21 protein-coding genes, 1 tRNA gene and 4 pseudogenes are annotated in these 24,214 nt (G+C 69.0%); 12 read left to right on the top strand and 14 right to left on the bottom strand.

From position 1 onward, the window contains the following. Positions 1-124: 124 nt before the first annotated feature. Positions 125-364, top strand: coding sequence for a hypothetical protein (locus ACIPK4_RS36605; protein ID WP_402321303.1), 240 nt, complete (start codon positions 125-127; stop codon positions 362-364). Here ACIPK4_RS36605 and ACIPK4_RS36600 read toward each other — a convergent pair. After that, complete coding sequence (locus ACIPK4_RS36600) at positions 342-1,640, bottom strand: erythromycin esterase family protein (protein ID WP_402321300.1); 1,299 nt, start codon at positions 1,638-1,640, stop codon at positions 342-344. The genes ACIPK4_RS36605 and ACIPK4_RS36600 overlap by 23 nt on opposite strands. A 153-nt stretch (positions 1,641-1,793) precedes the next feature. On the opposite strand from ACIPK4_RS36600, the gene ACIPK4_RS36595 reads away from it, so the two are divergent. Then, positions 1,794-2,342 carry a putative immunity protein gene (locus ACIPK4_RS36595; protein ID WP_402321297.1) on the top strand — a complete coding sequence of 183 codons (549 nt, stop codon included), beginning with the start codon at positions 1,794-1,796 and terminating at the stop codon, positions 2,340-2,342. Positions 2,343-2,599: 257 nt separating this feature from the next. Continuing rightward, positions 2,600-2,794, top strand: a complete 195-nt coding sequence (locus ACIPK4_RS36590; protein ID WP_402321294.1) for an excalibur calcium-binding domain-containing protein — start codon at positions 2,600-2,602, stop codon at positions 2,792-2,794. A gap of 139 nt (positions 2,795-2,933) precedes the next feature. On the opposite strand, the gene ACIPK4_RS36585 is transcribed toward ACIPK4_RS36590, so the two are convergent. The 3 genes from ACIPK4_RS36585 to ACIPK4_RS36575 form a co-directional block, all read right to left on the bottom strand. Beyond that, the gene (locus ACIPK4_RS36585; RefSeq protein WP_402321291.1) at positions 2,934-3,179 is read right to left on the bottom strand and encodes a hypothetical protein; all 246 of its coding nucleotides are present in this window, start codon (positions 3,177-3,179) and stop codon (positions 2,934-2,936) included. Between the two features lie 26 nt (positions 3,180-3,205). Continuing rightward, on the bottom strand, positions 3,206-3,895 hold the full coding sequence (gene lipB / locus ACIPK4_RS36580; RefSeq protein WP_402321289.1) for a lipoyl(octanoyl) transferase LipB: 690 nt from the start codon (positions 3,893-3,895) through the stop codon (positions 3,206-3,208). A gap of 194 nt (positions 3,896-4,089) precedes the next feature. After that, on the bottom strand, positions 4,090-4,977 hold the full coding sequence (locus tag ACIPK4_RS36575; protein WP_402321287.1) for a helix-turn-helix domain-containing protein: 888 nt from the start codon (positions 4,975-4,977) through the stop codon (positions 4,090-4,092). A gap of 74 nt (positions 4,978-5,051) precedes the next feature. On the opposite strand from ACIPK4_RS36575, the gene ACIPK4_RS36570 reads away from it, so the two are divergent. From ACIPK4_RS36570 to ACIPK4_RS36560, 3 genes and pseudogenes are all read left to right on the top strand, one after another. Further along, positions 5,052-5,909 (top strand): alpha/beta fold hydrolase, encoded by an 858-nt coding sequence (locus tag ACIPK4_RS36570; RefSeq protein WP_402321284.1) that lies wholly within the window; start codon positions 5,052-5,054, stop codon positions 5,907-5,909. Positions 5,910-5,928: 19 nt separating this feature from the next. Continuing rightward, entirely contained in the window at positions 5,929-7,161 is a 1,233-nt protein-coding gene (locus ACIPK4_RS36565) for an FAD-dependent monooxygenase (RefSeq protein ID WP_402321282.1), read from the top strand. Between the two features lie 117 nt (positions 7,162-7,278). Continuing rightward, positions 7,279-8,038 (top strand): annotated as a pseudogene (locus tag ACIPK4_RS36560) (IS5 family transposase); the annotation flags it as partial. A gap of 118 nt (positions 8,039-8,156) precedes the next feature. On the opposite strand, the gene ACIPK4_RS36555 reads toward ACIPK4_RS36560, so the two are convergent. Both ACIPK4_RS36555 and ACIPK4_RS36550 read right to left on the bottom strand, forming a co-directional pair. Beyond that, the gene (locus tag ACIPK4_RS36555) at positions 8,157-8,708 is read right to left on the bottom strand and encodes a hypothetical protein (protein WP_402321382.1); all 552 of its coding nucleotides are present in this window, start codon (positions 8,706-8,708) and stop codon (positions 8,157-8,159) included. A gap of 748 nt (positions 8,709-9,456) precedes the next feature. Next, a complete protein-coding gene (locus ACIPK4_RS36550; protein ID WP_402321279.1) occupies positions 9,457-10,092 on the bottom strand; it encodes a hypothetical protein in 636 nt (211 codons plus the stop codon). 136 nt (positions 10,093-10,228) lie between these two features. On the opposite strand from ACIPK4_RS36550, the pseudogene ACIPK4_RS36545 reads away from it, so the two are divergent. Both ACIPK4_RS36545 and ACIPK4_RS36540 read left to right on the top strand, forming a co-directional pair. Continuing rightward, positions 10,229-10,324: pseudogene (locus tag ACIPK4_RS36545) on the top strand (IS5/IS1182 family transposase); the annotation flags it as partial. Then, positions 10,324-10,797: pseudogene (locus ACIPK4_RS36540) on the top strand (transposase); the annotation flags it as partial. The pseudogenes ACIPK4_RS36545 and ACIPK4_RS36540, both read left to right, overlap by 1 nt. A gap of 53 nt (positions 10,798-10,850) precedes the next feature. Here the strand turns inward: ACIPK4_RS36540 and ACIPK4_RS36535 are convergent. After that, positions 10,851-11,387 (bottom strand): class I SAM-dependent methyltransferase, encoded by a 537-nt coding sequence (locus ACIPK4_RS36535; RefSeq protein WP_402321276.1) that lies wholly within the window; start codon positions 11,385-11,387, stop codon positions 10,851-10,853. 102 nt (positions 11,388-11,489) lie between these two features. On the opposite strand from ACIPK4_RS36535, the pseudogene ACIPK4_RS36530 reads away from it, so the two are divergent. Then, a pseudogene (locus ACIPK4_RS36530) lies at positions 11,490-12,037 on the top strand (transposase). Between the two features lie 427 nt (positions 12,038-12,464). Here the strand turns inward: ACIPK4_RS36530 and ACIPK4_RS36525 are convergent. Then, the gene (locus ACIPK4_RS36525) at positions 12,465-13,385 is read right to left on the bottom strand and encodes a MerR family transcriptional regulator (RefSeq protein ID WP_402321273.1); all 921 of its coding nucleotides are present in this window, start codon (positions 13,383-13,385) and stop codon (positions 12,465-12,467) included. A gap of 229 nt (positions 13,386-13,614) precedes the next feature. Next, complete coding sequence (locus ACIPK4_RS36520; RefSeq protein ID WP_402321270.1) at positions 13,615-14,112, bottom strand: TetR-like C-terminal domain-containing protein; 498 nt, start codon at positions 14,110-14,112, stop codon at positions 13,615-13,617. Positions 14,113-14,752: 640 nt separating this feature from the next. On the opposite strand from ACIPK4_RS36520, the gene ACIPK4_RS36515 reads away from it, so the two are divergent. Next, positions 14,753-15,340: a hypothetical protein gene (locus tag ACIPK4_RS36515; RefSeq protein WP_402321268.1), complete on the top strand. Its 588-nt coding sequence runs from the start codon at positions 14,753-14,755 to the stop codon at positions 15,338-15,340. A 1,007-nt stretch (positions 15,341-16,347) separates the two neighbouring features. Here ACIPK4_RS36515 and ACIPK4_RS36510 read toward each other — a convergent pair. The 3 genes from ACIPK4_RS36510 to ACIPK4_RS36500 form a co-directional block, all read right to left on the bottom strand. Next, positions 16,348-17,613, bottom strand: a complete 1,266-nt coding sequence (locus tag ACIPK4_RS36510) for a protein-glutamine gamma-glutamyltransferase (RefSeq protein WP_402321265.1) — start codon at positions 17,611-17,613, stop codon at positions 16,348-16,350. Positions 17,614-18,164: 551 nt separating this feature from the next. Then, positions 18,165-18,575, bottom strand: a complete 411-nt coding sequence (locus tag ACIPK4_RS36505; protein WP_402321262.1) for a hypothetical protein — start codon at positions 18,573-18,575, stop codon at positions 18,165-18,167. Between the two features lie 512 nt (positions 18,576-19,087). Further along, complete coding sequence (locus tag ACIPK4_RS36500) at positions 19,088-20,272, bottom strand: protein-L-isoaspartate O-methyltransferase (RefSeq protein ID WP_402321259.1); 1,185 nt, start codon at positions 20,270-20,272, stop codon at positions 19,088-19,090. Between the two features lie 457 nt (positions 20,273-20,729). On the opposite strand from ACIPK4_RS36500, the gene ACIPK4_RS36495 reads away from it, so the two are divergent. Next, positions 20,730-20,963 (top strand): hypothetical protein, encoded by a 234-nt coding sequence (locus ACIPK4_RS36495; protein WP_402321256.1) that lies wholly within the window; start codon positions 20,730-20,732, stop codon positions 20,961-20,963. A 91-nt stretch (positions 20,964-21,054) separates the two neighbouring features. Here ACIPK4_RS36495 and ACIPK4_RS36490 read toward each other — a convergent pair. Both ACIPK4_RS36490 and ACIPK4_RS36485 read right to left on the bottom strand, forming a co-directional pair. Then, positions 21,055-21,127 (bottom strand) — tRNA-Gly (locus ACIPK4_RS36490). A 96-nt stretch (positions 21,128-21,223) separates the two neighbouring features. Next, on the bottom strand, positions 21,224-21,424 hold the full coding sequence (locus ACIPK4_RS36485) for a hypothetical protein (RefSeq protein WP_402321254.1): 201 nt from the start codon (positions 21,422-21,424) through the stop codon (positions 21,224-21,226). Positions 21,425-21,750: 326 nt separating this feature from the next. Here ACIPK4_RS36485 and ACIPK4_RS36480 point away from each other — a divergent pair, with 326 nt between their 5' ends. Continuing rightward, positions 21,751-24,099 carry a tetratricopeptide repeat protein gene (locus ACIPK4_RS36480; RefSeq protein ID WP_402321251.1) on the top strand — a complete coding sequence of 783 codons (2,349 nt, stop codon included), beginning with the start codon at positions 21,751-21,753 and terminating at the stop codon, positions 24,097-24,099. Positions 24,100-24,214: the final 115 nt, after the last annotated feature.

Here is a 24,214-nt window from a genome sequence, read left to right as displayed (position 1 = left end):
GACTCGAGCCAGTTCCCGGGCCTGGGCCAGGTCGGTGGTCATCGGGCACAGGGTCCATGGGGTGGTCAGGGCGTGGTTGGAGAAGAGGGCGCGGCGGTCGGAGTGGGGCAGGGTGAGTAGCTCCATGCCGTCTTCCTGGAGGACGTCGAACGCAACGAACTACGCCGGCCACGCGGCGGCGCCGCGGGCGGGGGGCGGCCCGGTGCTGCATCCCCTCGAACGACAGCCGGTGCGCAGCGACGTCCCAGACGAGGAGCTCGCCGTCGAGGACCGGGCCACCGGGCAATTGCTGCTCGGCGGCTGCGACCAGGTCCGGCTCCAGTGTGAACGGAGCAAGTCGCTCACCCCGCGAGGTCTGCGCTGAGCGTGGTACGGGGAACGTGGACGATTGCGTCGTAGGCGTCCAGGACCGGTACGGGCAGAAAGCCGTCGTCCATGCGGATCCGGGTCGGCTCCGGCAGGTGGTGCCGGCGTGCGTGCGCGCGCATGGCTCGGGTGTCGACCAGGCTGGGGGCCGCTGGCGTGTCCGCGAAGAGCGCCTCCACGCTGGCGGGTACCGGTGCGGGGGCGTCCGTGGCGCCCTGGCGCATGCCTGCCGGGTGTGCCGGATCAACCACGTTCTGCACGGTTGTGCCGCCGCCGCTGGTCATCGCCATCGAGACGTAGTCCTGGCCGAGCCGCCGGGCGAGGACGTGTCCCATGGGGACACGGGGCAGGGGCGTGCCCTCGGGATTGACCGTGCGTTGGATGTGGGCGTTGTGCGCGACCAGCACGACGCGGGTGTCGGGAGCGGATCGGTCGAGGAGGTTGAGCAGGCTGTCGGCGAGGTGGCGGTCGCGGGCGGAGAGGTCAGCGGCATCGGGGTTCCCCTCGAACAGCGCGGCCATCGCGCGCTGCATCTGGTCCGTGCGCCACGCTGCCCAGACGTCGTCGACCACGTCCTCGTACAGTGCAGGGCCCGCCGAGTCGATGTACACCTCGCGCATCACCGTAACGCGGTTGAGCAGTTGGCCCAGCACCGTCGAAAGGCGGTCCTGGAGCGTGGCGTCCAGTCCGAGACGCGCCTGGGCCGCAGTGAAGCCCGAGCCTCCTGCGAGTGGCTCTGAAAGTTCGAGGGCAGCTCGGGCGTAGCGAGCTGCGCGGGGGTCGATGGCGGCGAGACGAGTGGCCACCAGTTCGAGGACCGGAGCCAGTGAACCGCCTGCGGCAGGGATGTCGAGTCCGACGACCTGAACGGGGCACGTCGCCGCGGCATTGTGGGCACGCAGCCAACGCAGGGTGTCGCGGCCTTCCGCCGACTGGGCCGGATAGCCTCCAGCGTTGGGGGTGAGCAAGACATCGAGGTCTGTGTCGGCACCTCGCGTCCATGCGTCGAGGGCCCGACCGGAGACGGTTGCGAGTTCCGCCGCGTAGACGGTGAATCCGTGCTCCTGGATGAGGAAGCGCAGCATGCGGTCGCGTAAGAGTCCGTACTCTCGTATCTGGTGGGAGCTCTCCCCCAGGGCTACCACGCGTGCACTGCCGATTAGACGGCTCAAAGCCGACAGGTCGTCAACGGGGGCATCGGCGCCGGAGGCGGCAAGTGGCGCTGCGTTGCGGGCGGTCCACTCGACGAGCGGCATCGTGGCTTCGGGTTCCATGATCCGACACTAGCAACGGGTGCCTCCTCGCGAAGGGGGACGCGGGTGTGGTGCCGGCACAGTCGCCGTCACCTTGAATCGGCAGGTCGCAGGGGGCGCTACGGCTTTCGGGGGACCGGGTGCTTGTGCTGGGCAATGGGTGAGGATGGGGTCATGGCAGGGGAAGAGGTCGAGATCGCTCTGAGTAGGCAGGACCTTCGTGAAGTGACCGCGTTCGCTGCGGCGTGCGCGGAAACGGTGCTCGAGGTGTTCGAGGGCGATCAGCCGGATGACGCGCGGCCTCGGGACGCCATCGGGGCCGCTTGGGAGTTCGCTCGAGGTGGTGAGCGGGGGAAGGCTCTGCGCGACACTGCGTGGGCGGCGCTCAAGGCGGCCAAGAGCGCAGACACCACGGCCGCGCAGGAGGCGGCCCGGGCAGCGATGTCCGCGGCAGGCGCCGCCTACCTGCATCCACTGGCCAAAGCCACGCAGGTCAAGCACATTCTCGGAGCTGGAGCCCACGCGGCCAGAGCGGCCGAACTCGTCGCCGACGACGATCGGAGCGTTGGTATCGACCATCTCGAGCGGATGGTTCGTCGAGCGACACCCACCGTCGTGGACGTCCTCAAACGCTTCCCGACGGCGCCGAGTGGCGGCGGACGGGTCGGTGAGCTGATCCGCGTGCTGGATGCCGACCTTCGTTCACTCACCCACGCCGACTGACGTCTTCGTCCTCGGCCCTCGGCCGCGCCGCATCTTCCAGGTCGGGCCCACCCCGTTGGTTCCCAGGGCCAGCCGTGGTCAGGACGCAGTGGTGCACCGACGGCCAGGACGGCGGTCGCCGTCCTGGCCGGGTCGTTCGTGGGCCCGTGGGCGGGCGAGAAGGTGCTCAGGCGAGGTCGCTGGAGATCCAGTTCCAGCTGAGGCAGCCCGCGCTGTCCCAGCTCATGACCGGACCTGCGAAGTCAGTGCCGGTGGAGGTGAGGGACCACAGGGCCGTCCTGGAGGTCCCGTCGGACGGCTGCCCATCGGGTGGCGGCTCGGGCGGATCGGCGTACTACAAGAACTGCCACGCGGTCCGCGCTGCGGGCAGGGCACCGATCTATCGCGGCCAGCCCGGATACCGCTCGGGTCTCGACCGCGACGGCGACGGCAAGGCCTGCGACTGGTCCTGAACCACCCCCGCTAAGTGGGCGCTGCCGCCGTCGCTGACCGTTCCGCTCCGGCTGCCTGCTCGCCGCGCACGTCACGTGGCTGTCGCGGCCTGTTGCGGCAGTCCTGGCCTCCCGTTCGGCAGCCCTCTCGGGCTCCGGACTACACGTGCCGAACCACTTCATAGATCGCGTGCGAGGCGGGAGCCGGATGGGGGGCGTTGTTCCAGGCGATCTCCTCGGCACGCCTCTCGACCGCCTCTCGTGCAGCGTGGGCCGCAGCTTCGTCCTCGAAGAACGAAATGGACAGTCCGTTACCCGTAGCGGGATCGACAAGGTGGTGGGCACCGTGCACGCCGGGCACGCTCGCGGCGGCATCCAGCACCCAGTCCCGGTCGTCGGTCGGCATGGGTTCCTACACGGCCACCGTCGCGATCACGCCGTCTCGTTCATCGCCGCGGACACCCAGAATGAACCCACTTCAATGGAATCAGTGGTCAACGACGCACGAACGGTGGTGTCGCGGTCCACGGCTCCGACGACGTCAGGCGGGGGCGCGCCCAGGGCTTCGGCCACGGCGTCCCGTGCCTGCTCCTGCGAGGGGACGGGGCGGCCTAGGGAAGCTGCCATGCGTTCCAGGGAGGTCATTCGCACCCCGGGCAGGCCGCACGCGGTGAACGCGGTGAAGGCGTCCAGGTCAGGGGTGATGTTCAGGGCGAAGCCGTGGCTGGTCACTCCCCCGCGGATCCGCATGCCGATGGAGGCGAGCTTCTCGTGCCCGGGTGTCCATACGCCCACCAGGCTCTGCTGGCGCGGCGGGGTCTCGCGGCGCACCGCGGGGAATCCGAGCGAGTGCAGGGCGCTGATCAGGCCGTTCTCCATCCAGCGGACGATGTCGGCGGGACCGCGCTCGCGGAGGTTCGCCACGAGGTAGCCGATCAGCTGTCCGGGGCCGTGGTAGGTGGCCTGGCCGCCGCGGTCCACTTCGACCAGGGGGATCGCTGTGTCCTGGGGAAGCTCCTGGTGGGGTGTCCGGGCACCGTAGGTGATCACGGCGGGGTGCGTCAGGAGCACGAGCCGATCTCGGATCGTGCCCTCCTGCCTCTGGCGGACCCACTGCTGCATCTGCGCGACCGCGTCAGTGTACGGGACCCGCCCAGGTCGATCCGTTCCAGCCACCGCTCACCCATCCTGGTGCCCCTTCTCCCGGCCCGCGCCCTGGTCGCCGGCCGCCGTGATCTGCCCGATGCAAGATCGGCAGGATCAACATCCGATGCGACGGTGGACTTTGGCAACACGTCTGCGGTCCGACCCTATGGTCAGTCCCGCATCCGCCGACCGTGCCGCGGGCCCCGCGCCGGGCGGGGGGCGGCCGCCGGGTCCGGGGGCCAGGCCAGGCCGTCGACGGCGAGGAAGGGCTCACCGGCGACGGTCGTGGGTGTCGCGCCGGTGAAGGTCATGACGTCCCGGTGCAGGTGGGACTGGTCGGCGTACCCGGTGTCGGCCGCCACGCATGCCGCTCCTTCGCCCGCGACCAGGCGATGGGCGGCGTGGTCGAAGCGGACCAGCTTCGCGGCGCGCTTGGGAGGCAGGCCGAGCTGTGCGCGGAAGCGGGACCACAGCTGCTTTCGGCTCCAGCCGACCTCGTCCGCCAGCGCGTCGACCCGGGCCACGCCGCGGCTAGCGACGATGCGGTGCCAGGCCCATGCCACTTCAGGGTCCGGCGTCGGCCCCGTCTCGAACCGGCGGGCCAGCAGCATGTCCGTCAGCGCGAAGCGGTCCTGCCATGACGGGGCGTCGGCGAGTTGCTCGCGGATCCGAGTCACCTCACGGCCCCAGAGGTCCTCCAGTGGTACGACGGCGTCCTTGAGTTCGGCGGGAGAGGCGCCCAGGACCGCGTGGGCGAGCACCGGGGACAGGCGGACCTGCACGCACACGACGTCCCTACCCCGCGCCCGGACCGCTCCGCCGGACCCGAGGCCCATTCCTGCGACAACGCTTCCCCGCTGCTGCCGCCCTGCAGCGCAGTCGATGACGGACGTGCCCTCGCCGAACTCGACGAGCAGGGTCACGGCGGGGTGCGGGACGATCCGAAGCGCCGTCAGGTCGCGCACGTCGAACCCGGCCATGGACACACCCGGCACCCGGCTGGGTTTCCTCGGGCACGCGACATGCCACTGAGCCGCACCGTGCGCGAACGTCTGCATCGATCCATGCTAGGACGGGTTCGGCGGGAACATTCGTCCAATCCACCGGCGCGCGCGATGGCGACAGTGGGGGCATGACTGTTTCTGAGCAAGACCCGTCCGTGCGCGGGCGCGGCGCGGCCGACGGGGGTTCGATCGTGTCGCTGGACGACGGCGACATCCACGTACGTCAGGACGGTCCGCGCGGTGCGCCTGCGCTCCTACTCGTCCACGGGTCCGCGTCCTCGACGCGCTCGTGGGACGCGATGGCACCGCTACTGACCGGGGCCCACCGCGTCATCCGGATCGACCTGCTGGGGCACGGCCGATCGGCCCGGCCGGCCAGGAGCGGCTACGGGGTCCCGGACCAGGCACGCCGCGCCGGCATGGTGCTGGACCGGCTCGGCGTCGAACACGCCGTGGCCGTCGGCCACTCCAGCGGTGGCGTCGTCGCCACCGCCCTCGCCGAACAACGCCCCGCTCTGGTCAGCGCGCTCGCGCTCATCAACACCGGCCCCGCCCTGGACGCCCTGCGCGCACCGGAGACCGCGGCTGTGGACCTCGCACAATGGCCGCCGACCGACGAGCAACTCCGTGCGTTCGCCTCCACCGCCGTCAGCCGCCCGGGATACCAGATTCCGGAGGTCCTCCTCGACGACGTGCGCGGCATGACCCTCCACACGCTCGCCACGACGACGCATGCCATCCGCTCCTACCTCCAGGAGCAGCCGCTGCCCAACCGGCTGACGGTCCTGGGCAAGCCCCTCCTGGTCCTCTTCGGCGAGGCCGACCGCCGATGGCGGTCCTCCTCCGCGGCCGACTACCTCAAGGTCCCGGGCGCCCAGGTCGAGTTGCTGCCCGGTCTCGGGCACTCGCCGCTGCTGGAGGATCCGCAGCGGACGGCCGGATCGCTGCTGGCATTCACCGCGCCGCGCCCGGCGCGGGTGGACTGAAGGAAAAGGAGGAAGCGTCATGCGGATCCTGGTCTCCGGCGCCGGCATCGCCGGTCCGGTCCTGGCCCACTGGCTCACCCGACACGGCTTCCGTGTCACCGTCGTAGAGCGCGCGCCGACCCCGCGCAGAACCGGCGGGCACGCGGTCGACCTGTTCCGGCCCGCCATAGACGTCTCGCAGAGAATGGGCGCTCTGCCCCGGATCGAGGAGCGGGCCACCGGCACGAGCCGAATGGCCGTCTACCAGGAAGGGGCGCGGCGTCCTGTACGGGCGGACCTCACAAAGATCTTCAGCGCCGCCTCCGAGCGGCACGTCGAGATCATGCGCGACCACCTGAGCGAGATCTACTACGACCTGACAGCGGAGCATGTCGAGTACGTCTTCGGCGACTCGGTCACCAGCATCTCCCCCGACGGCCGGGTTCAGTTCGAGAACGCCCCGCCGCGGCGCTTCGACCTCGTCGTCGGCGCGGACGGACTCCACTCCACCGTGCGCCGCCTCGTCTTCGGCGACGAGTCCCGCTACACAGCCTTCCTCGGGGCCTACCTCGGGGTATTGGTCCTGCCGAACCTCGCCGGTCTCGACCGCGAGCTCGTCATGCACACCGGCGTGGGCCGCACGGCCGGCATGTACGGCGCCCGCCACCTGGGCGACGCACGAGCGCTGTTCCTCTTCCGAAGCGAGCACCAGCTCGACTACCACCACCACGACCTGGCCCGGCAAAAGCAGCTCCTGCACGCCGCATTCACCGGCATGCACCCCGACGTCGACTCCTGGCTGGACGGCCTCAACCGGACCCCAGGCTTCTACTTCAACTCGATAACCCAACTCCGCATGGACACCTGGTCCAGGGGGTGCGTGACGCTCGTGGGCGATGCCGGCTACTCCCCTGGCCCGGCCGTGGGCGGCAGCACGAGCCTCGCCGTTGTCGGGGCCTACGTCCTCGCCGGGGAACTGGCACGCGCGGGCGGTGACCACGAGCGGGCCTTCCCCGCCTACGAGCGGGTAATGGCACAGCACGTGAGGGGCAGCCGGGCCGCCGCGCTCAGCGCGGCGAAGACCCTCATCCCCACCTCCCGCCTGGGCGTGCGCGCACTGGCGCACGGCGCCCGACTGATCTCCGCCTTGCCCGCAGGGCCCGGCCGCACACTGCTGCGGCTAACCACCAGAACCGCACGCCTGCACGACTCCATGTCCCTCGAGGACTACCTGGCGCCACCCGCCACCACCCCGCTTCGGTCCGAGCGGTGAACGTACGACGTTGCAGGGCCGCCTCCGGGGTGCGATCGGACCCAGGACGAGTTCGCGGGCGCGGGGAAAGCAGGATAAGAAGTCATCTCATTTGGATGCCTGGGGAGGCTGGCGGTTGTGCCGGGAATTGTTGAGCGGCTGGTGCCGGATGAGTTGGGGGAGCTGTTCCAGCGGGTGGTGCCGGAGGCGCCGTCGCGGCCTCAAGGCGGTGGCCGCGACGGCATGGTGACTGCGAAGTACTGGCCGCGATCGTCTTCATCGCCACCTCGGGCTGCACGTGGCAGCAGCTGCCCGCGTCATCGTTCGGGCCGTCGGGGGTGACAGCCCACCGGCGGTTCTCCGAGTGGACGAAGGCCAGGGTGTGGGCCAAGCTCCACCGCCTGGTCCTCGACGAGCTCGGCGCTCGCGGCGAGCTGGACTGGTCCCGCTGTGCGATCGACTCCGTCAACATGCGGGCTCTGAAAAGGGGGACCTGACAGGTCCGCATCCTGTCGATCGGGGCAAGTTCGGATCGAAGATCCACTTGCTCACCGAGCGAACGGGTCTGCCCCCGTCCGTCGGCATCTCAGGAGCGAACCTGCACGACAGCCAGGCACTCGAACCCCCCGTGCGTGGCATCCCGCCCATCCGCTCTCGCCGCGGACCCCGCCGGCGCAAGCCCGCCAAGCTCCACGCAGACAAGGGCTACGACTACACCCACCTGCGGAAATGGTTACGTCAGCGCGGCATCGAGCACCGCATCGCCCGCAAGGGCATCGAGTCCTCGCAGCGACTCGGACGCCACCGATGGACCATAGAACGGACCATGGCCCGGCTCGCCGGCTGCCGCCGACTCCACCGCCGCTACGAACAGGGGGCGCCGGCGTCATCCGCCGTCCAGGCAGCCAGACGGTGTCCGGTGGCCGCCCGATGTCCAGGCGGCTGCCGACGCCGTCAACCGGTCAGTGGGGGCGCCGGCCCCAGGAATGGGTGTCGACGAGCAGCCGACAAGGCAGTCACAGGGGCAGGCCGACTGGCGGTACACCCGCGCTCAGCAAAGTGCGCAGGGCATTTACACGGTCGTGCAGAGGTCCGAAGTCAGGGCGTTGGGACTGGTGATCGGGTGGGTCGCTGGGCGGTGGGGTGCACGCGGCGCAGTTGGGGGACGTGCTGGTTCGGGGCAGTGGGTCTCGGCAGCGCGCGCATTCCGTCAGCCGTTGGTGGTGGTTGGGTGTGGGGTCGGGCGTGCGGTCGGGGAGTTTGCGTTGCAGGCGGTCGGCGATGAGGGCCTTGGGTGAGTGAATGGCTGTCGGCAGGCCTGCCGTGAGCGTTGCGCGGATGGTGGCCAGGGTCAGGCCGGTGGCCAGCCACGGTTCGGCCAGCGGTGTGAGGCTCGCGATGTCGGCCGGTGAAAGGGCAAGCCGGGCCTCGGCCTGGCTCAGGGTGCGGAGTAACGCCGTGGCCTTGGCGTTCGCAGTCGGCGTGGGGGTGCTGTCGGCGCTCTCAGGCTGGGTGCCGGCGCATGTGGGGGTGGGAGGTTTTTGTTCCGGGTTCTTCTCGGGTTTCATTCCCGGTTTCCCGGCAGGTGGTGTGCCGGGTCCCGCCGTGGCGGGAAGCGGCGGCCGAGCATCGGTTCGGGGTGCGTCGAAGACGTGCGTCTCCGTTCGCACCTGCCCCGATGCGCGTCCGGGCAGCAGCTGGCAACTGCATCTCGGCGGCCAGGGTGAGGCGTTTGGCCCGTCTGGCCTGGAGGAAGACGTGGGCGTACGCGCCCGCCGCGAAGCGGACGCCCAAGCGGTCGCCGCCCACGCTCACCGCAGGTGGACGGCGGCGCCGTCCTCCCCGAGGACGTGCTGGTCAGGGGCCACGTCGATGCCCTCGCCCATGCCATTGTTGACGGTCAGGGTCCTCCCACCCCCTGTCCTCCTGTCCTCTCCACCCCAGCACACCACCCCTCCCAAACCATATGCCCCGCCCACTCGCCAACCTCTACAACCACCCCATCAAACCCGAACCCAACCCTCCAGGCCGAATTAGGAGCTGCCCAAGGCCATCCGCCGCAGGCAGAGGCATCATCCCTTCGATGCTTGGGAGCCGCTCGCGGCTGGAGGATACGGTCGAGCCCCAGGAGTGCACCGAGCTCGTTCAGCAGCATCAGAGTGTCGAGTTTGAGCCCCGTCGAGTTCCTCGGCGAAATCCCACGAACACCCTGGCTCCAACCAGTTGCAAGCGGACCCCGCATGATCACGTATGGCGCGTGATAATGCCGACAGAGCCAGCCCCCCAAGGGGGCCGACTATTGGCACACCCATCAGATCACAAGCGGTACCTGGGCGACGGAACCGGTACCTCTGTCCGAGGCTTTCGAGGCCGCACAGGCCACGTCATCAAGTACCACACCGGCACCACCAAATACCGGCGGACAGGCCGCCAAAGCCGGTATCCCACATCCTGCAAAGGCGTAGGGAGGGGGGCAGCCAGAACTTGATCCGTGCGCAGCACCTCGCTCGCCCAGCGCCGCTGGAAGTGCCGCGCACGAACCGGATCACGCGGACAGCGATACAGCCGGTAGCTGTGCAGCGAGCGAACCCAGTTCTCCCCGTCCCCGTCCGTGAATCGCATCGCAAGGGCGCTGGACCCCACACCGTCGTGTGTATAGACCCTGCACTCTCCCGGCAGCATCGGCCCGTCCGGCATCTCGGCGTCGCTTTGCCACTGATCAAGGTTGAACATCCCGACCGAGATAAACGGACGATCCGATGCATTGGTGATCCGGACCTTGTGCCCGTCGCCACCGCAGGGTGTCAACCAGCTGACGACCAGCTTTCGAGCCTCAGCCAAGTCATCCCTGCGCTTGTCCCGCAACAGAATCGCCAGGGCAAGCGACAGCGAACCGGTCGTCCCAATGGCGCCGAACCACGCGGGGACCGTGCCCCAATCCATTCCCGTCATAGTCCTGTTGTGCATTTAAAGGGGCTGCGTCAAACCGCACTTGAGCTGCTTCAGAGCAACGCGCTCCCCCTCCGACCGAGCCCCGCCACCTCCGACTCCCCACTCGCCAGCGATGCGGCCACCCCGCTGGACGGCGCGGTCCTCCCCGCTCTCCCGCAACCGCACCTACGGCCACCGCCACCGCATCGCCCGCAGGGGCATCGAGTCCTCCCAACGACTCGGGCGTCACCGCTCCGGGTCGACGGCATCCACCTGCGGATCCGCCTCGCCGAGTCCAAGTCCTGCGTCCTGGTTGTCATGGGCGTGCGCGCGGACGGCGCCAAGGAGCTGATCGCGATGGCCAACGGCTACCGCGAGTCGGCGGAGTCCTGGGCCGACCTGTTGCGCGACTGCGCACGGCGCGGGATGCACGCCCCCGTCCTCGCGGTCGGCGACGGCGCGCTCGGCTTCTGGAAGGCCCTTGCGGAGGTGTTTCCCGAGATCCGCCATCAGCGGTGCTGGGTGCACAAAAGTGCCAATGTGCTCAACGCGCTCCCGAAGTCGGCCCAGCCCGGCGCGAGGAAGGCCCTGCAGGACATTTACAACGCCGAGGACCGCGATCACGCGGTCAGGGCCGTCGCCGTGTTCGGCAAGACGTACGGCGCGAAGTGGCCCAAGGCCGTCAAGAAGATCACCGACGACGTCGACGAACTGCTGGACTGTTACCTACGTGAAGGTCCGCGCATGCCTGAGCGTGGAGTCGCGTCGCTCACCTGTTCCTACAGGTCGGCGATGACAAGCCGGTAGCCGATGTCGAGTGTTTCGCGGTCGAGCAGGTCGGCGGGACGTGCGTGCCTCAGGCCGGAAGACAGGTCGTCGGACAGCCTGGCCAAGCCCGGACGGAGTACTTCCTCGCCGGTCCGGGCGAGCATGGATATGCCGGCACGCACTTCCGGATCGAGGTAGGCCTCCGGTCGGCGCCAGAAGGCGGCGCTGAATCCATCGGTGCAGTCATGCGGGATCGGGACCGTCTCGATGCGGGCGCCTCCCAGCAGTGCGATCAGCCGGTCGATCGCGACTGCCCGCGTGTCGTCGAGCGCGGCTGCCTCCGGCAGGTACTCGTCCACCAGCCAGAACCTGCGGAGGATGGTCTGGTCCCAGGTGAAGATGACGACGCGCCGCCGGGCGATCCGAAGCAGCTCCCCGATACCCGCTTCCAGGTCGGTCCAGTGGTGCACGGCCAGGAGGGCCTTCACCGCGTCGGCGGAGTCATCGGCGAGAGGGATCGCCTCCGCGGATGCCTGCAGGGCCCGCACGGATCCGGACGGACGCTGGGCGATCATCGTGTGGTCGCACGTGGAACCACCGCGGCGGCGCTCGGGGCCTGGATCGTCTTCGCGGACGAAGCCGGATGCTCGATGACGCCGCCGACCTCTCGCACCTGGGCCAGACGCGGCAGCACACCGGTCATCCGGGTCCGCGGACGCTCCCAGCGCCGTTTCTCCATCGCGGCAATGTGCTGCTACAAGCCCGGCGAACGCTCCCGCCTCGTCTACCGGCCCAAACGGCATACCGACCACAAGAGTGGCCGCCGCAAGAGCTTCGCGTGGACCGAGTACCGCGACCTCCTCATAGCCGCCCACCAGCAGCTCGGCGGACCGATAGTCCTCATATGGGACAACCTCAACGTCCACAAGGACCGCCGTATGCGGGCCTTCGTCGACGCACACCGCTGGATCACCGCCTACCCTCTGCCGCCCTACGCACCCGACCTCAACCCGGTGGAAGGCATCTGTTCCATCCTCCGCCGGACCAGCCAGGCGAACACCGTCTTCACCGACCCCGGCCACCTCATGCACCGGCTCAGACAAGGCCTCCGCCAGATCCAATACCGCAGCGACATATCGACGGATGCCTCACCGGAACCGGACTCACACTGACGACACCACGACTACAAGGTCAGTAACCGGCACCAGCGACTCCGCTTCGGGAGCCGTTGATCCATGCCACCCGTTCCCAATCCCGCAGGCCAGGGATGTATGGCACCGTGCCTGCGCTCCCGTGTCAGAGGGCTATCCACGGGACGCGGCAGCGGTGGGGGGCTGTCCCTCCTGGGCACAGGGCTGCAATCAGCACTTTCCGGAGGGCTCTACGCCTCCGCAGCGAACAGACCAAGCGCACACGCAACTCGGTCGGCTGCCGAGCGCCACTGCTCCGGGCGGGATGTTCCGCGGCCCACTGTTGCGCAAGGAAGTCGTACGCGCCGGCCAGCGGCGTCTCACTCATGGCATCGATCCGCTCAGTGCGGAGGGCCACGGCGTTTTCGACGAGTGTTTTGACCCAGGCCAGCCCTTCCGCGTCGGCGTACAGGCCGAACGTGAGGTCACGCGTCCTCACAGCGCCGCCCCTGTGAACCAGGAGTGAACCGGTGCGAGCGCGAATGACGGCGGCCACCCGTTGACGGTCGCCAGGAGTTTCCAATAGCGCTCCACGAGCGGATCGGCGCTCGTCCGCAGGCGGGCGAGGAGCCAGCGGCGTAGATCGCCCGCCGCGGCACGCTCGAACGCTCGGGCGTAGAGATCGGCCAGCAGGTCGGCCGATGAGGCGTCCGTGGCCTGGAGCAGGTCGGCGGAAACTGCCTCGTCGATCCGTTCGCGCATAGCCAGGTCGAGGGACTCTTGCAGCGCAATACCGTCCCTCCGGGAGAGCTCTTCCGCCTGGTCTTGGGCCGTCCGCCGGAGCGCACCACGGAAGTCCGCGCTCTGGCAGAGTCCGACAAGTTCCACCCAGGCGTCCACCTGTTCAGACGTGGGGTCGTCGGGCAGTTCGGGCAGAACGGACTGCATCAGGCTCACGAACTCGGCGTTGGTGTGAGAGCCCGTGAAGACTTCCTCGATGAAGTCGGCCACGAGTCGGTGGCGTTCGGTCCGCGAAAGTGTGGCAAGTCGGTGCACGAGGTCCATCTCTCGAGGTGTAGGGCGGTCGCGTCCGGCGACCGCTCGAAGAAGGGCGCGGCGCAGGCGCAGGGTGTTGATCTGCACGTCCAAGGCGTCGGCGTGCGCCTGCATGACCTCCGAAAGGGAGGCTTCCCGATCCAGTACCCTGCGTACTGTCGCCAGGTCGAGTCCCAGTTCGCGCAGTGTGCGGACCAGCTCGAGGCGGGCAAGCGCGTCGGGATTGTAGAGACGGTAGCCCGCCGGACTCCGGTCGGCCGGCGGGACGATGCCGCCGTCGGAGTAGAACCGGATCGTCTTGACCGGCACTCCGGTTTGGCGGGACAACTCCCCGATGGAATAGTGCGTGTCGCTGTCCATGCCCCTAGCCTGACGTCTCCCCCTACGGGAGACTCAACCGGGTCGCACACACCCGCAGCTGACAACCCGTCACTGCCAACACCCACTGACCCCAAACCGGCGCATCGCACCGAGGGGCTTCCTCGTCGAAGAGCTGCTGGATTCGTTCGGCGTCCGTTTCGATGCCTCGGGCGGCGGCCAGCCCGCCGGAGCATGGCGGTCAGCTGCCAGAGGGGGCACGCGGGTGCGATCACCTGGTCGGGCCGGTCTGGCCGAGGACCTCTGCGACGAGTCTGCGCGCGTACGCGGCGTCGAGTCCGTCCGGGCGGCAGAGGATGCGGTACATCATGGGCGCGACGACGCGGTCGATGACCGTTCGACCTCGGGCGTCTTCTCCCCGCGTTCGGTGGCGCGGGTGAGGACGAGGTCGATTTGCTCGGCGGCGTAGGCCGAGCACTGGCCGGCGTTGCTGCCGGTCCGGGTCGCCGAGCAGGGCGTCACGGATGCAGGCGGGGCCCGTGGGGGAGGCCATCTCGTCGAGAAACTGCTCGGCCCAGGCCGTCAGGTCCGACGACAGGGCACCGTAGTCGTGGGGTGCGGTGTCGGGCCGCAGACGCTCGACCGCTACGTCCGACAGCAGCTCCTGCAGGTCCCCCAGCGGCGGTAGATCGTCGACGGTGTCACGCCCGGCCGCGCGCATCCGCTGGGCACGATGCAGGGCGCTCGACGCGCTCACGCGGCCCGGCACGACGGCGTGCACCGTATGCGACGCCGCCGAGTCGCTGCTGCCGGTCCTCGCCCACGGCCAGGACGACGGCCGCGGAGATCAACGCGGCAGTAGATGACCAGGCCGCCGACCCAGCCGGTGGAGTCACGCCCGTGGACGCCCAAGGACGGTCCGCGGCCATGGGTGCGCGCCTGGCGGCCGGGCGAGCGGCCAGCCATGAAGGTGTGGTTGAAGGGCGACTGGAGGTTGGCGACCGTGCTTGCCCCGCACGACTGGCCGGATGGCCAGGTCATCCATCAGTGGCCTACGACCCCGGTGAAACGACGTTCACCTTCATCCGCTCTTACCGATGGCCCCAGCCCGGACTGCGACCGGTGCACCCGGAACCTGAACCAGGCTGATACCGCACGGGGCGGTAGCTGCCCCGCACGCGTAGACTTCCTGAACGCCCCTTCCGGACAACCGAAATGATCCCGCTGGTACGCCCCGGGCGTGTTGCGGGGGTGTGCGGAATCGGATCGATTGATGAACAGCCCGAACAGCAAGAAACCCCCACCGCGAGAGCGGTGAGGGCGAGGTGCGGGGTACCAGTTCGGGAACAACGCACCCCGCGTCCGCGCGCCGGCGCTACGGTCGCTCCACTCGATCCCAGGGGACGCACATGCGCAGACGAATCGCCGCCATCCTCCTCGCCTCGCTAGCCCTCGCCGGCTGCAGCGGTGAGGCTCCACCCAAGCCGGACGCCAATCCGACCGCACGGCCCTCGGCGACTGGGTCCGCCGGTGCGCTGGCGCTCGGGACGAGGGTTGAGACCGTCGGAGCCGGCGGCCTCGGGCATCTCGAGCTCACCCCCACTTCGATCGCCTACCTGCAGGCCGGGTCGACCTCCGAGAAGCCTCAGGCCGAAGGCTTCGTGTTCGTCACGGTCAAGGTGGTAGCGACGGCTCCGGTGGGCACCGCCCAGACTTCGCCGATCAGTAATGGCGGGTGGAGTTGGGTCGCCCCGGATGGGGAGGCCATCAAGCAGGGCAACGGTTCGGCCTTCAACGTGGTCGCAGAGAGCTTCAATGCGAGCTTCATTTCGCCCGGGACATTCGATTGGGCCGGCGTCGTCTTCGATGTCAAGGTGACGCAGGCGGGCGGCATGCTCCTCTACACCGACGGCGCTGGGCAGGCGTACCGCTGGGCGATGCCGAAGACCGACGCGGGCCCGCAGGTCGCACAGATCAAGCAGGAGCTCGCGCCTTGACGCAGCGCATCGCCCCCACCTCAAAGAATCCCGGATCGGCGATCCACCTACGAAGAATGTTCACGGCCATCAATGTTCGCGGTGCCGCGATGCCTCGAGAAGGCTCGGCAAAATGCCCCACCGCAGGCCAGGGTTACGGCCAAGGGGCCGGACGGCAAGTCCGCGAGGTTGACCGTGGATCTACTCAACGACACATACGACGGTCCTAGGGCTGGCGTTCCCGCCGCGATCTGGAAGGTCGTGGCGCTCGCCGCGACCACCGCCGGGGACGGCGGAATCACCTACGCGGCCCCTGACCCGCGCCCGATGTGGCCCTTCTCGGACGGGTTGTCAGACCTGCTGCGAAACTTCGGCGATGAGCACCATGCGCCGCCCGCTCGGGAACGGACCAGCCCCCGCCGGGGATGAACTGCGGGCTGTCCCCGGCCTGTCCGTGGCGCTGCCCACGTCCACCCCGAGTCCCCCCGCCTCCTCCTCGAACGGCATGGAGACACAGGAACATGGGTGCCAGTTGGTGTCACCGCCGATCGCGCCGAAGCAGCGGCATGACTGCACGGCTGAGCATGTGAGTTTGCTGGCCTGAATCCCCACCGGCTCATCGCGCGCCTTCGGCCCCAGCCCGGCCACCGGCGGGAACATGACGTCATGGGCGTAGCCGCCCATTTCCACGCCGTCCCCGACGGCGACACCCCGGCCTCCGTGCCGGGCGCCCGTTCGCTGACCACCTATGTTCGCCGCCACCCATGAAGGCGGCGACTCCGCGCTCACCATCGCCCGCATCTGGCGGCTCACCCTCGATCGCTTTGACGCCCCCTCGCTTGCGGGCCACCTGCTGCGCAGCTGGGCCGGTACGCAACCGCACTCATCCCCCGCGGCCTGCTCGCGTCACCCTGTGCGGCCCACCTCGCCCCCATGCCTTCCGGTCAGGAGAGCGGTCGCCTGCCCTCAGCACGCCGGCAGAAGACACTCTCGGGCGCCAAGAGTGTCCGGGAGCGAGCGGCGGACGGTTACCGCCAGCCCTGCGTCACCTTGTCGGGCGCGGTGTTCCAGCTCTTCGGGATGAAGGTGACCATGTAGGCGCCGCGGTCGAAGTCGGCGTAGCCGGAAGACCAGTTCTGGAACCTGCTCTCGTACACGTTCATGGGACCCATGTCGCCGTTGGGGTTGTGGAAGTGGTTGGCGTGGGTCCAGATCGTTTTGTCGGCAGCGGGCTCCTTCTGGTCGCCGAACCAGCCGTAGTCGAAGTTGACGAAGCTCTCGCCGGGCTTGGTGGCGCTGCGCGAGGTGTTCCTGTCCTTCGACATGTCGACGAGGCCGGTGGCCTGGCTGGGGCGGAAGCCCTCGGGGTCGCCGAACTTCCTCTTGTCGGCGGAACTGCGCGGGTCCTGGGCACTCCAGAAGTGCTTCGAGTAGATGACAGCCTTCATCTTGGAGGGATCGGAGTTTCCTCCGTTCTTGTCCCTGAACGACGGCGTGTTGCGCAGAGCCGCGTAGAAGTTCGAGCGGCCGTCCTCGTTGGCCAGGGCGTCGTTCGTCTTGCCGAGCTCCGCCTTGAGCTTGGTGAGGTAGGCATTCTCGTCGCCGGAGCCTTCGAGGGCCTTGTTCATGACGGACGCAACATCGCGAGCCCGCTTGAAGCCCTTCTCCTCGTCGAAGCTCTGCTTGGCTATGCGCCCCTCGAATTCGGCATGGGTTTCACCGGGGCGGGGGCTGGTGTTCTTGACAGCGTCCTTGTACTTATTCTCGTCGAAGAAGGCAAAACCCAGCTTGTTCGTCGGGTAGTTTCCGGAATTCACCCACGTGACGCCGACGCAGCCGTAGGCGAGTGCCTGTCGCTGCGCTTCGGTCATCTGCTGCCGCTGACCGTCGCGCTGGCTGTACACCTGCTGCCACTTGCGTATGTAGTTGCCGACCGAGGTCGAAGCCCTGCCTCCGTAAACCCGGTACGGGTCGGGCATCCGGTCCAGCGGCTCCGCCGGCGGGGTCTCCATCTCGCCGTCCGCCGCGGCCCTGGAGGAAGCGGAAGCGTTCGGCGGCACGGAGCCCGTGGGTTTTCCGGGCTGCCCGAGGCTCAGCGCCTTCTCGTTCAGGGTGTTGATGCGCATGACATCGGCCGCGGTGAGTCCGTGGTTTTCGGCGTAGGAGCGCACCGTCTCCCCGGCAGGAACACCGGTGGGAACTTCGGCGGCGTGGCCGACCGACGGGACGAGACCGGCGGTGCACATCACTACGGCCACAGCGGTGAAGGTGAGGGACTTCGAGCGTCGGTACATGAGAGTCAAGAACTCCACTACGGTGAAATCGAATGAACGGAGGCGTGAGTGTGCGAGAGGGCAGCTGCGCAGGAACGGCGTGCCGGGCGGGAGCGCGCGCGGAACTCACGCCCACCGGGAAGGCACTTCGTGGCATCTAGCGGCGCCTCAAGGCGCCTGGGAGCCCTATGCCGCGGCTATTGCCGAACAAATTTCTTACTCCCGCACAGATAGTCGGTTCGTACGAGGAAGGATGATGTCCTCCGCTCCGCCCCCTGCCAACTCCCCGCCGACGCCCGGCTGCAGAATCGGCCACGCCGCCGGATGACCGCTATCCGGACAGGTACCCGAGCCTGCCGGAGAGGTGCGCGGGCAGGGCGCCTCGGCGTTCCCCCTCCGTACGAGGACCTGCCGCACGGCCGGGATTGACGCCCCGAATGCCGGACAGCGCAGTAACTGAGCGGTCACTGACGGGTAAGGATGCAGCTCAGTGGACGCGATACGGCCGCCCAAGCTCCGGCCCACGGGGCCCCGGGACGCCGGCCGGAGCGACCGATACCCCCGACGGACCGTCAGTTCTCCGCCACCGCTGCGGCGCCCCTCATCGCTGCGCGGTGCCTGCCACCCACCCGTGCCACACAGGAAACGGCCGGTAATACCCCGTCACGGGTCCCTGGCTGATCTCGCAGACGGCACTGCACCACACCGGCGTCCGGTTGAGCGTGCTTAGGCAAGTCGATCCGCACGCGCAGCGGATGTGCCAGGGCGCGCAGCCAGAAGGGCCGGCCTTCCCCGGCGGTGTCGAAGAACTCGGCGAATACACGCCCGTCCAGCAGCGCGACCCGGTCGGCCAGGATCGCCCCGGGGTCGCCTGCGGTCCCTGCCTGCCGCTCGCCCGCGTCGAGCTGGCGCAGCATCGCGTGCGCCCCGGCATCCGCCAGGGTGGTACGCAGCGCATCCACGGCGGGCGGCAGGCCTTCCATGAGCTCGCAAAGCGGCTGACTGCGGCGTGCAGAGCAATCGGCGCACGCGAGTCGAAGAAGCTCCCGTAGTGGTAGACAGACTCGGCCAGCAGGGCGCGGTGATCCTCCCGCAGCCGGGCCACGGCCGCATCCGCATCCGAGAGGATGCTCGGCCTACCCCCGAGTCCATCGGGACATACGCATAGGAGCGTGGTGTAGTCCGGCGGACCCTTGCGGGCGGCCGTGATCGTCTCGTCCAGCTCTGTCATCCCGTGCTCGCGCCAAGCCTGCCAGGAACGCGCCTCCGCTTCCGCAAGGACCCGCACCCCCTCACGGGGAGCCTTGGCGAACGCGGGGATGGTCCTCGCCCAGCGCGCAGCGTCCTCGACGCTCTGCTTGCCGTCCAGCACCAGGCGGAACCCCCACTGCGCGGCGTCGATCCATGCGGGGCCCCGCATGGCCCACGCCCAGTCGATCATCTGGATAGTTGGTGCCGCGCGGCTCTTGCGGGGCGTCGACGTCAGGTTCGAGGATCAGCGTTCGGCGACCGGGCTGGCGGGAGAGCCCGCCCACACGACGGTCGCGCCCATTGCCACGGTCAGGCCGTACTTGTCGACGCTCGGCCGGCCGAGCTCCTCCCACCGCCGGTAGGCGGCGGTGACTTCATCCCACAGCCGTCGGGGCCCGGCCTGAGCGACGGTGAAGTCGGCCGCGGTGCGGCCGTCGTAGTCGACCGTCGCCCACGAGCCGGTGACGGGGTCTTGGATCTGAAGGCGGGTGTGGGCGTGGTCGCCGCTGGTGTCCCAGGCGAACGAGGCGCCGGGGACGGTGAGGCCGATGTGGAACTCGGCGTCGAGGTCACCTCCGGCAACCGCCCACGGGGAGAGCCCAGTCGAGGAGAACGCGGCTGCGCTGTTGTCGCCTGCGGGAGCGGTCATCGGCGGGCGGGACTCGGCGTGGGGGCGTGCCATCGGCATGAAAGAGGCGAAGGAGTGAAAGCGTCCGTGTGCAGGACCGTCTTCGCTGGCTGTGAGTTCGAGGGTGCCGTAACTGCACCAGGCGGAAGTCCAGGGGGTCACGATGCGGCCCCTGGCTGGCCGGAGTCCGGCCAGCCATTCAGGGGGGATGTGGTCGACGGAGAACGTGGCCAGAACGAGGTCGTAGGGGGCGCCCGGCGGCCATCCGCCGGCGCCGTCCGCGGCCACGACCGTCGGCGTCCGGCCGACCCTCTTCAGGTTCTCCTGCGCGGTGGCGGCGAGGGCGGGGTCGAGGTCGACGGTGGTCACCTGCTCATCCCCCGCCAGGATGCACAGCAGCCCCGCGTTGAAGCCGGTCCCTGCACCCAGCTCCAGCACTCGGAGTGAGTCTTGGTTGTGGCCGTTGGGTTCGGTGAGGCCGGCCAGGAGGAGCATGCGGGCGACCATCGACGGCATGGACGCCGACGAGGCCGGCAGCCCCCTGATGAAATGGGTGACCAGCGGTTGATCGGCGTAGGCAGCAGCCAGCCAGCCTTCGGGGTCTGCTGTACGGTCCACAGCCCGGTAGCCGCCCGATCCGTCGCGCAGCCATATCCGGTCGGGCAGAAACCGGTGGCGCGGCATGTGCTGGAAGGCTTCCCGCAGGCGGGCGGGCAGGGGCCGGCCGAGCTGCTCGGCGACTTGCGCGAGCAGCCCGTCGACGAGCGCGCCGGTAGCGGCGGTGTCCGGGGCGGCGGGCACGGCTACTTCTTGGGGCTGGGGTTGCTGGGCGGCGGGGGTGGGGGTGGCGGCGGGGGCGGGACGGGCCGGTTGGGCTGATGCCCGTCGTCACCAATCGGTGATCGGTGCTTGCCCTCCACGATCCCTGACACAGCAGACCTCCCACAGTCGACAAGCCCCCAACGGTATAACGCCGGGGTCCGGCGCGGCAGAGCGTATGCCGGACACGAAAGGACCCGTACGTGGCTGCTTCCCGCCCCTTGTGACTCCCGGGACTTTACGGACGGCTGCTCGCCAGGACCCGGTGAGCGGTGTCAGGGAAGGGCGGTGGCGGCGGTATCCGGTGTGCCGACCGTAGGCGACCTGACAGGTCACCAAAACGCTGCACCGCCCGCCGTCGCCCGCGCTGGAAGACTCGAAGGAGTGCACTTGGCGTGCCGTCGGAACCGGCGGTGCGGCTGCCGGGTTTCCCCAGCCTATGAGCGACGGGAGCATCATCACGGTTGAGATCCGGGGCCTCGAACCGGCTGCGGTCGAAGCCGCTGCCCGGGTCTCGGACCTGTTCTTCTCGCGCGGGCCGTGCCGGCCGCGGCGCATCCCGGGCGTGGACGAGGTCATCGTGCTGGTGTACGCGGACGTGAGCCAGCGAGCGGGTGGAGGGGGTTACCCGGCACCGGAGGCGTCGGACAGCTCGGCCACGGACCTGCGATAGCCGGTCAGTGTCGGAGCCTCTGGGGAGGGCGTCTCCAGCAGACGCACAAAAGAGTCCCGCCGCATTCTTGGGGGAAGGCGACGGGACTCGCTGGAGCGCTGGGCAGGCCTTGCACCTGCATCCCCCCACGGGAAGTGGGGTGTCTTTCCTTGGACCACCAACGCACGGCCGTGCTGCCCTATTCTGGGCGGCAGGCTCAAGATCAATAGTACGCCACATTCTCCTCCTCTGCGCACGCCGACGTGGGTTATCCGGCGGGGTCAGGGCAGGACCGCGGCCAGCGCGCCGGTCACGGCGGCGGCCAGGGTCACCACCGCGCCGAAGGCGGTGGCCGCGCGCAGGCAGGCGGCCGGGTAGCTGGCGCCGTCGAGACGGGCGAGCTTACCGGCCACCGCCGCGACGGCCAGAGCGATGATCAGCACCAGGCAGACGGTGAAGAGGGCCAGGGTCAGTGCGGGCATGTCGAACTCCTCGAAGGGACGGGTCGGTTGAGGGATCGAGCGTCTCGGATCGGGTGTGCGACAGGGTTCAGGCAAGCGAAGATGAACACTTCTGTACAACGGCGCACACACCGCTGGGGGAAACGATGGACACGGCGCAGGACGGGCCCGAGCCCGTCGGGGAGCCGTCCGAGCCGCTGCCCCGTCTGCAGGCGCAGCTGGCGAACGCGTTGGCCGCGACAGGGCAGACGGTGACCTGGCTGGCGGGTAGGGCCAGGGTGGGGCGTACGAGCGTGAGCAACGCTCTGCACCAGCCGTCCGTTCCGAGCGCGCGGACCGTCGCAGGTATGGCGAAGGCACTGAACCTCGATGTGGATGCGCTGCTGGACCTGCGCTTGCAGGCGGAGCAAGCCCAGGCGGGCGGCGAGGTCGGCCGTCCGGAGCCGATCGCTGCGGTCCAGCCGTCAGCGGGTGAGGGGGGCGGGCAGCCGGGTGTGCTCGTGGGGGTTCCGCCGCTGGCGGCATCGGCGTTCCAGCCCCGTGAAGGGCTTCGGAAACGCATCGACGCCGCCCGGGGAGGCGGCGCCGTGGTTCTGACCCAAACGCGGCGGGCTTCGGCCGGGGTGCTGTCGGGGATGGGCGGGGTCGGCAAGTCCCAGCTCGCCACCCAGTACGCCCACCAGGCCGTGGCTGCGGGGACGCATCTGGTGGTGTGGGTCCCGGCCGGCGAGAGCGGGCAGCTCATCACCGTCTACGCGCAGGCGGCCTTGCGGGTGGGGGCGGTGGGCGCAGCCGGGGAAGATCCCGGACAGGACGCGCGGGCGTTCCTGGAGTGGCTGGGCACCACCGACCGGTCCTGGCTCGTGGTGCTGGACGACGTCCGTGACCCGGGCGCCGTCGGTCCGTGGTGGCCGCCGGCCCGGCCCGGCACCGGATGGACCCTGGCCACGACCCGCCTACATGACCCCCGGCTGACCGGGGGCGGGCGCACCCGGATCGACATCGACGTCTACGCCCCAGCAGAAGCCGTCCACTACCTGCAGGAGCGGGTCACCGCCGATGGCGCCGGACATCTGCTGGATGGGCGGGAGGAAGACGTGGCCCGCGTGCTCAGCTACCTGCCGCTCGCCCTGGGCCACGCAGCCGCCTACCTCCTCGCCGAGGAACTCACCTGCGCTCAGTACCTGGAGCGCCTCGGTGATCAGGCGCTACGGCTGGAGGACGTCCTGCCGGAATGGGCAGATGCTGAGAACTACGGCCGCCGGGTCACCGCTGCACTATTGCTCTCCCGTGCCGCGGCCGAAGCCGCATCCCCGCGAGGACTCGCCCTTCCCGTACTGCAGCTCACCGCGCTCTTGGACCCCGCCGGGCATCCGGCCAGACTGTGGGGGAGCCGTGCAGTTCGGAGCTATCTCAACGAACTCAATACCGACGAGGATGGACAACCTGTTCCAGTGTCCGACTCTCAGGTCCGGGAGAGCCTCCTCGCTCTGCACCGGTACGCGCTTATAACCCACGACGCACGGAGCACCGGTCAGGAAGTACGAATCCACGCACTGACTGCCCGCGCCGTCCAAGAGGTGACGCCCCCCGCACTGCAGTCCCGCCTCGCGTGGATCGCCGCTGACGCTCTATTCGAAATCTGGCCCAGCGGCCCAAGCCCTGATCGCGAAATCTCTGCAGTCCTGCTCGCCAACACCGTCACACTCACCCGCCATCCTGGGCATTACCTGTGGGATGACCAGACCCACGCGGTGCTCTTCCATGCTGGCAGAATCATGATCACCAGCGGTCAGTTCCAGTCCGCCCTCGCCTACTGGCAGTTCCTCCTCACCGTCACTGAGGACAAGCGAGGGTCGGAACATCCCGATTCGCTCAGCGCACGCGGCACCCTCGCCTCGACGCACAACCTGCTCGGCCACTACGACAAGGCGCAGCTGCTGCAGGAACAGGTCCTCGCTGACAGCATTCGCTTGAACGGTGACGATCACGCAGATACCCATACCGCTCGCGCCCATCTCGCAGCCACTTACTGCCACCTGGGCGACTACCAAACAGCCCTCCGCCTAGAGGAACGGGTCTTGGCGGCTCGCGTCAGCAGCTGCGGCGACACGCATCCGGAGACCCACTGGGCCCGCGCCAACCTCGCGGTCACCTACAACCAACTCGGCCGGTACCACGACGCCCTTCCGCTTTGCGAACAAGTGCTTGCCGCACGCCTGCGGAGCGACCTCCACGAGGAAGACCCCGATACACATCTTGCTCGCAGCAACCTTGCTGCCACCTACAGAGGACTCGGCCGCCACAACGACGCCCTCTCCCTGTGCAAGCAAGTGCTTGCCGCTTACATCCGCATCCACGGCGATGACCATCCCGACACCTACCTGGCACGCGCCAATCTCGCCGGCGCCCACCACCACCTCGGCCACCACCATGCCGCCGCCCTGCTGGAAGAACAGGTCCTGACAGGGCGTGTCCGCCTACTGGGTAGTGACCACCCCGAGACACACCGGGCCCGAGCCAACCTCGCGGTCACTTACAACGAACTCGGCCGACACCAGGACGCCCTCCGCCTGGCGGAGCAAGTTCTTGAGGCACGCATCCGCCTCCTCGGAGATGATCACCCTCACACCACCCGCGCCCGCGACCTACTCGCCGCCACTCATCTCCTGCTCGACACACCCAACACGCAGTAAAACCCGTTCCCGCGGCGGAGTAAGACGTCGTTTCATTTGGTGAGGCGGCGGTGGCAGATGAGGGCTGCGGCTATGCCGACGAAGGCGAGGAAGTGTTCAGCCTTGCGCTCGTAGC

This window comes from Streptomyces sp. NPDC086989, from assembly GCF_044745505.1.
GTDB lineage: Bacteria > Actinomycetota > Actinomycetes > Streptomycetales > Streptomycetaceae > Streptomyces.
The sequence above is the reverse complement of the archived record's forward strand: the minus strand, read 5'-3'. Positions and strand labels throughout refer to the sequence as shown.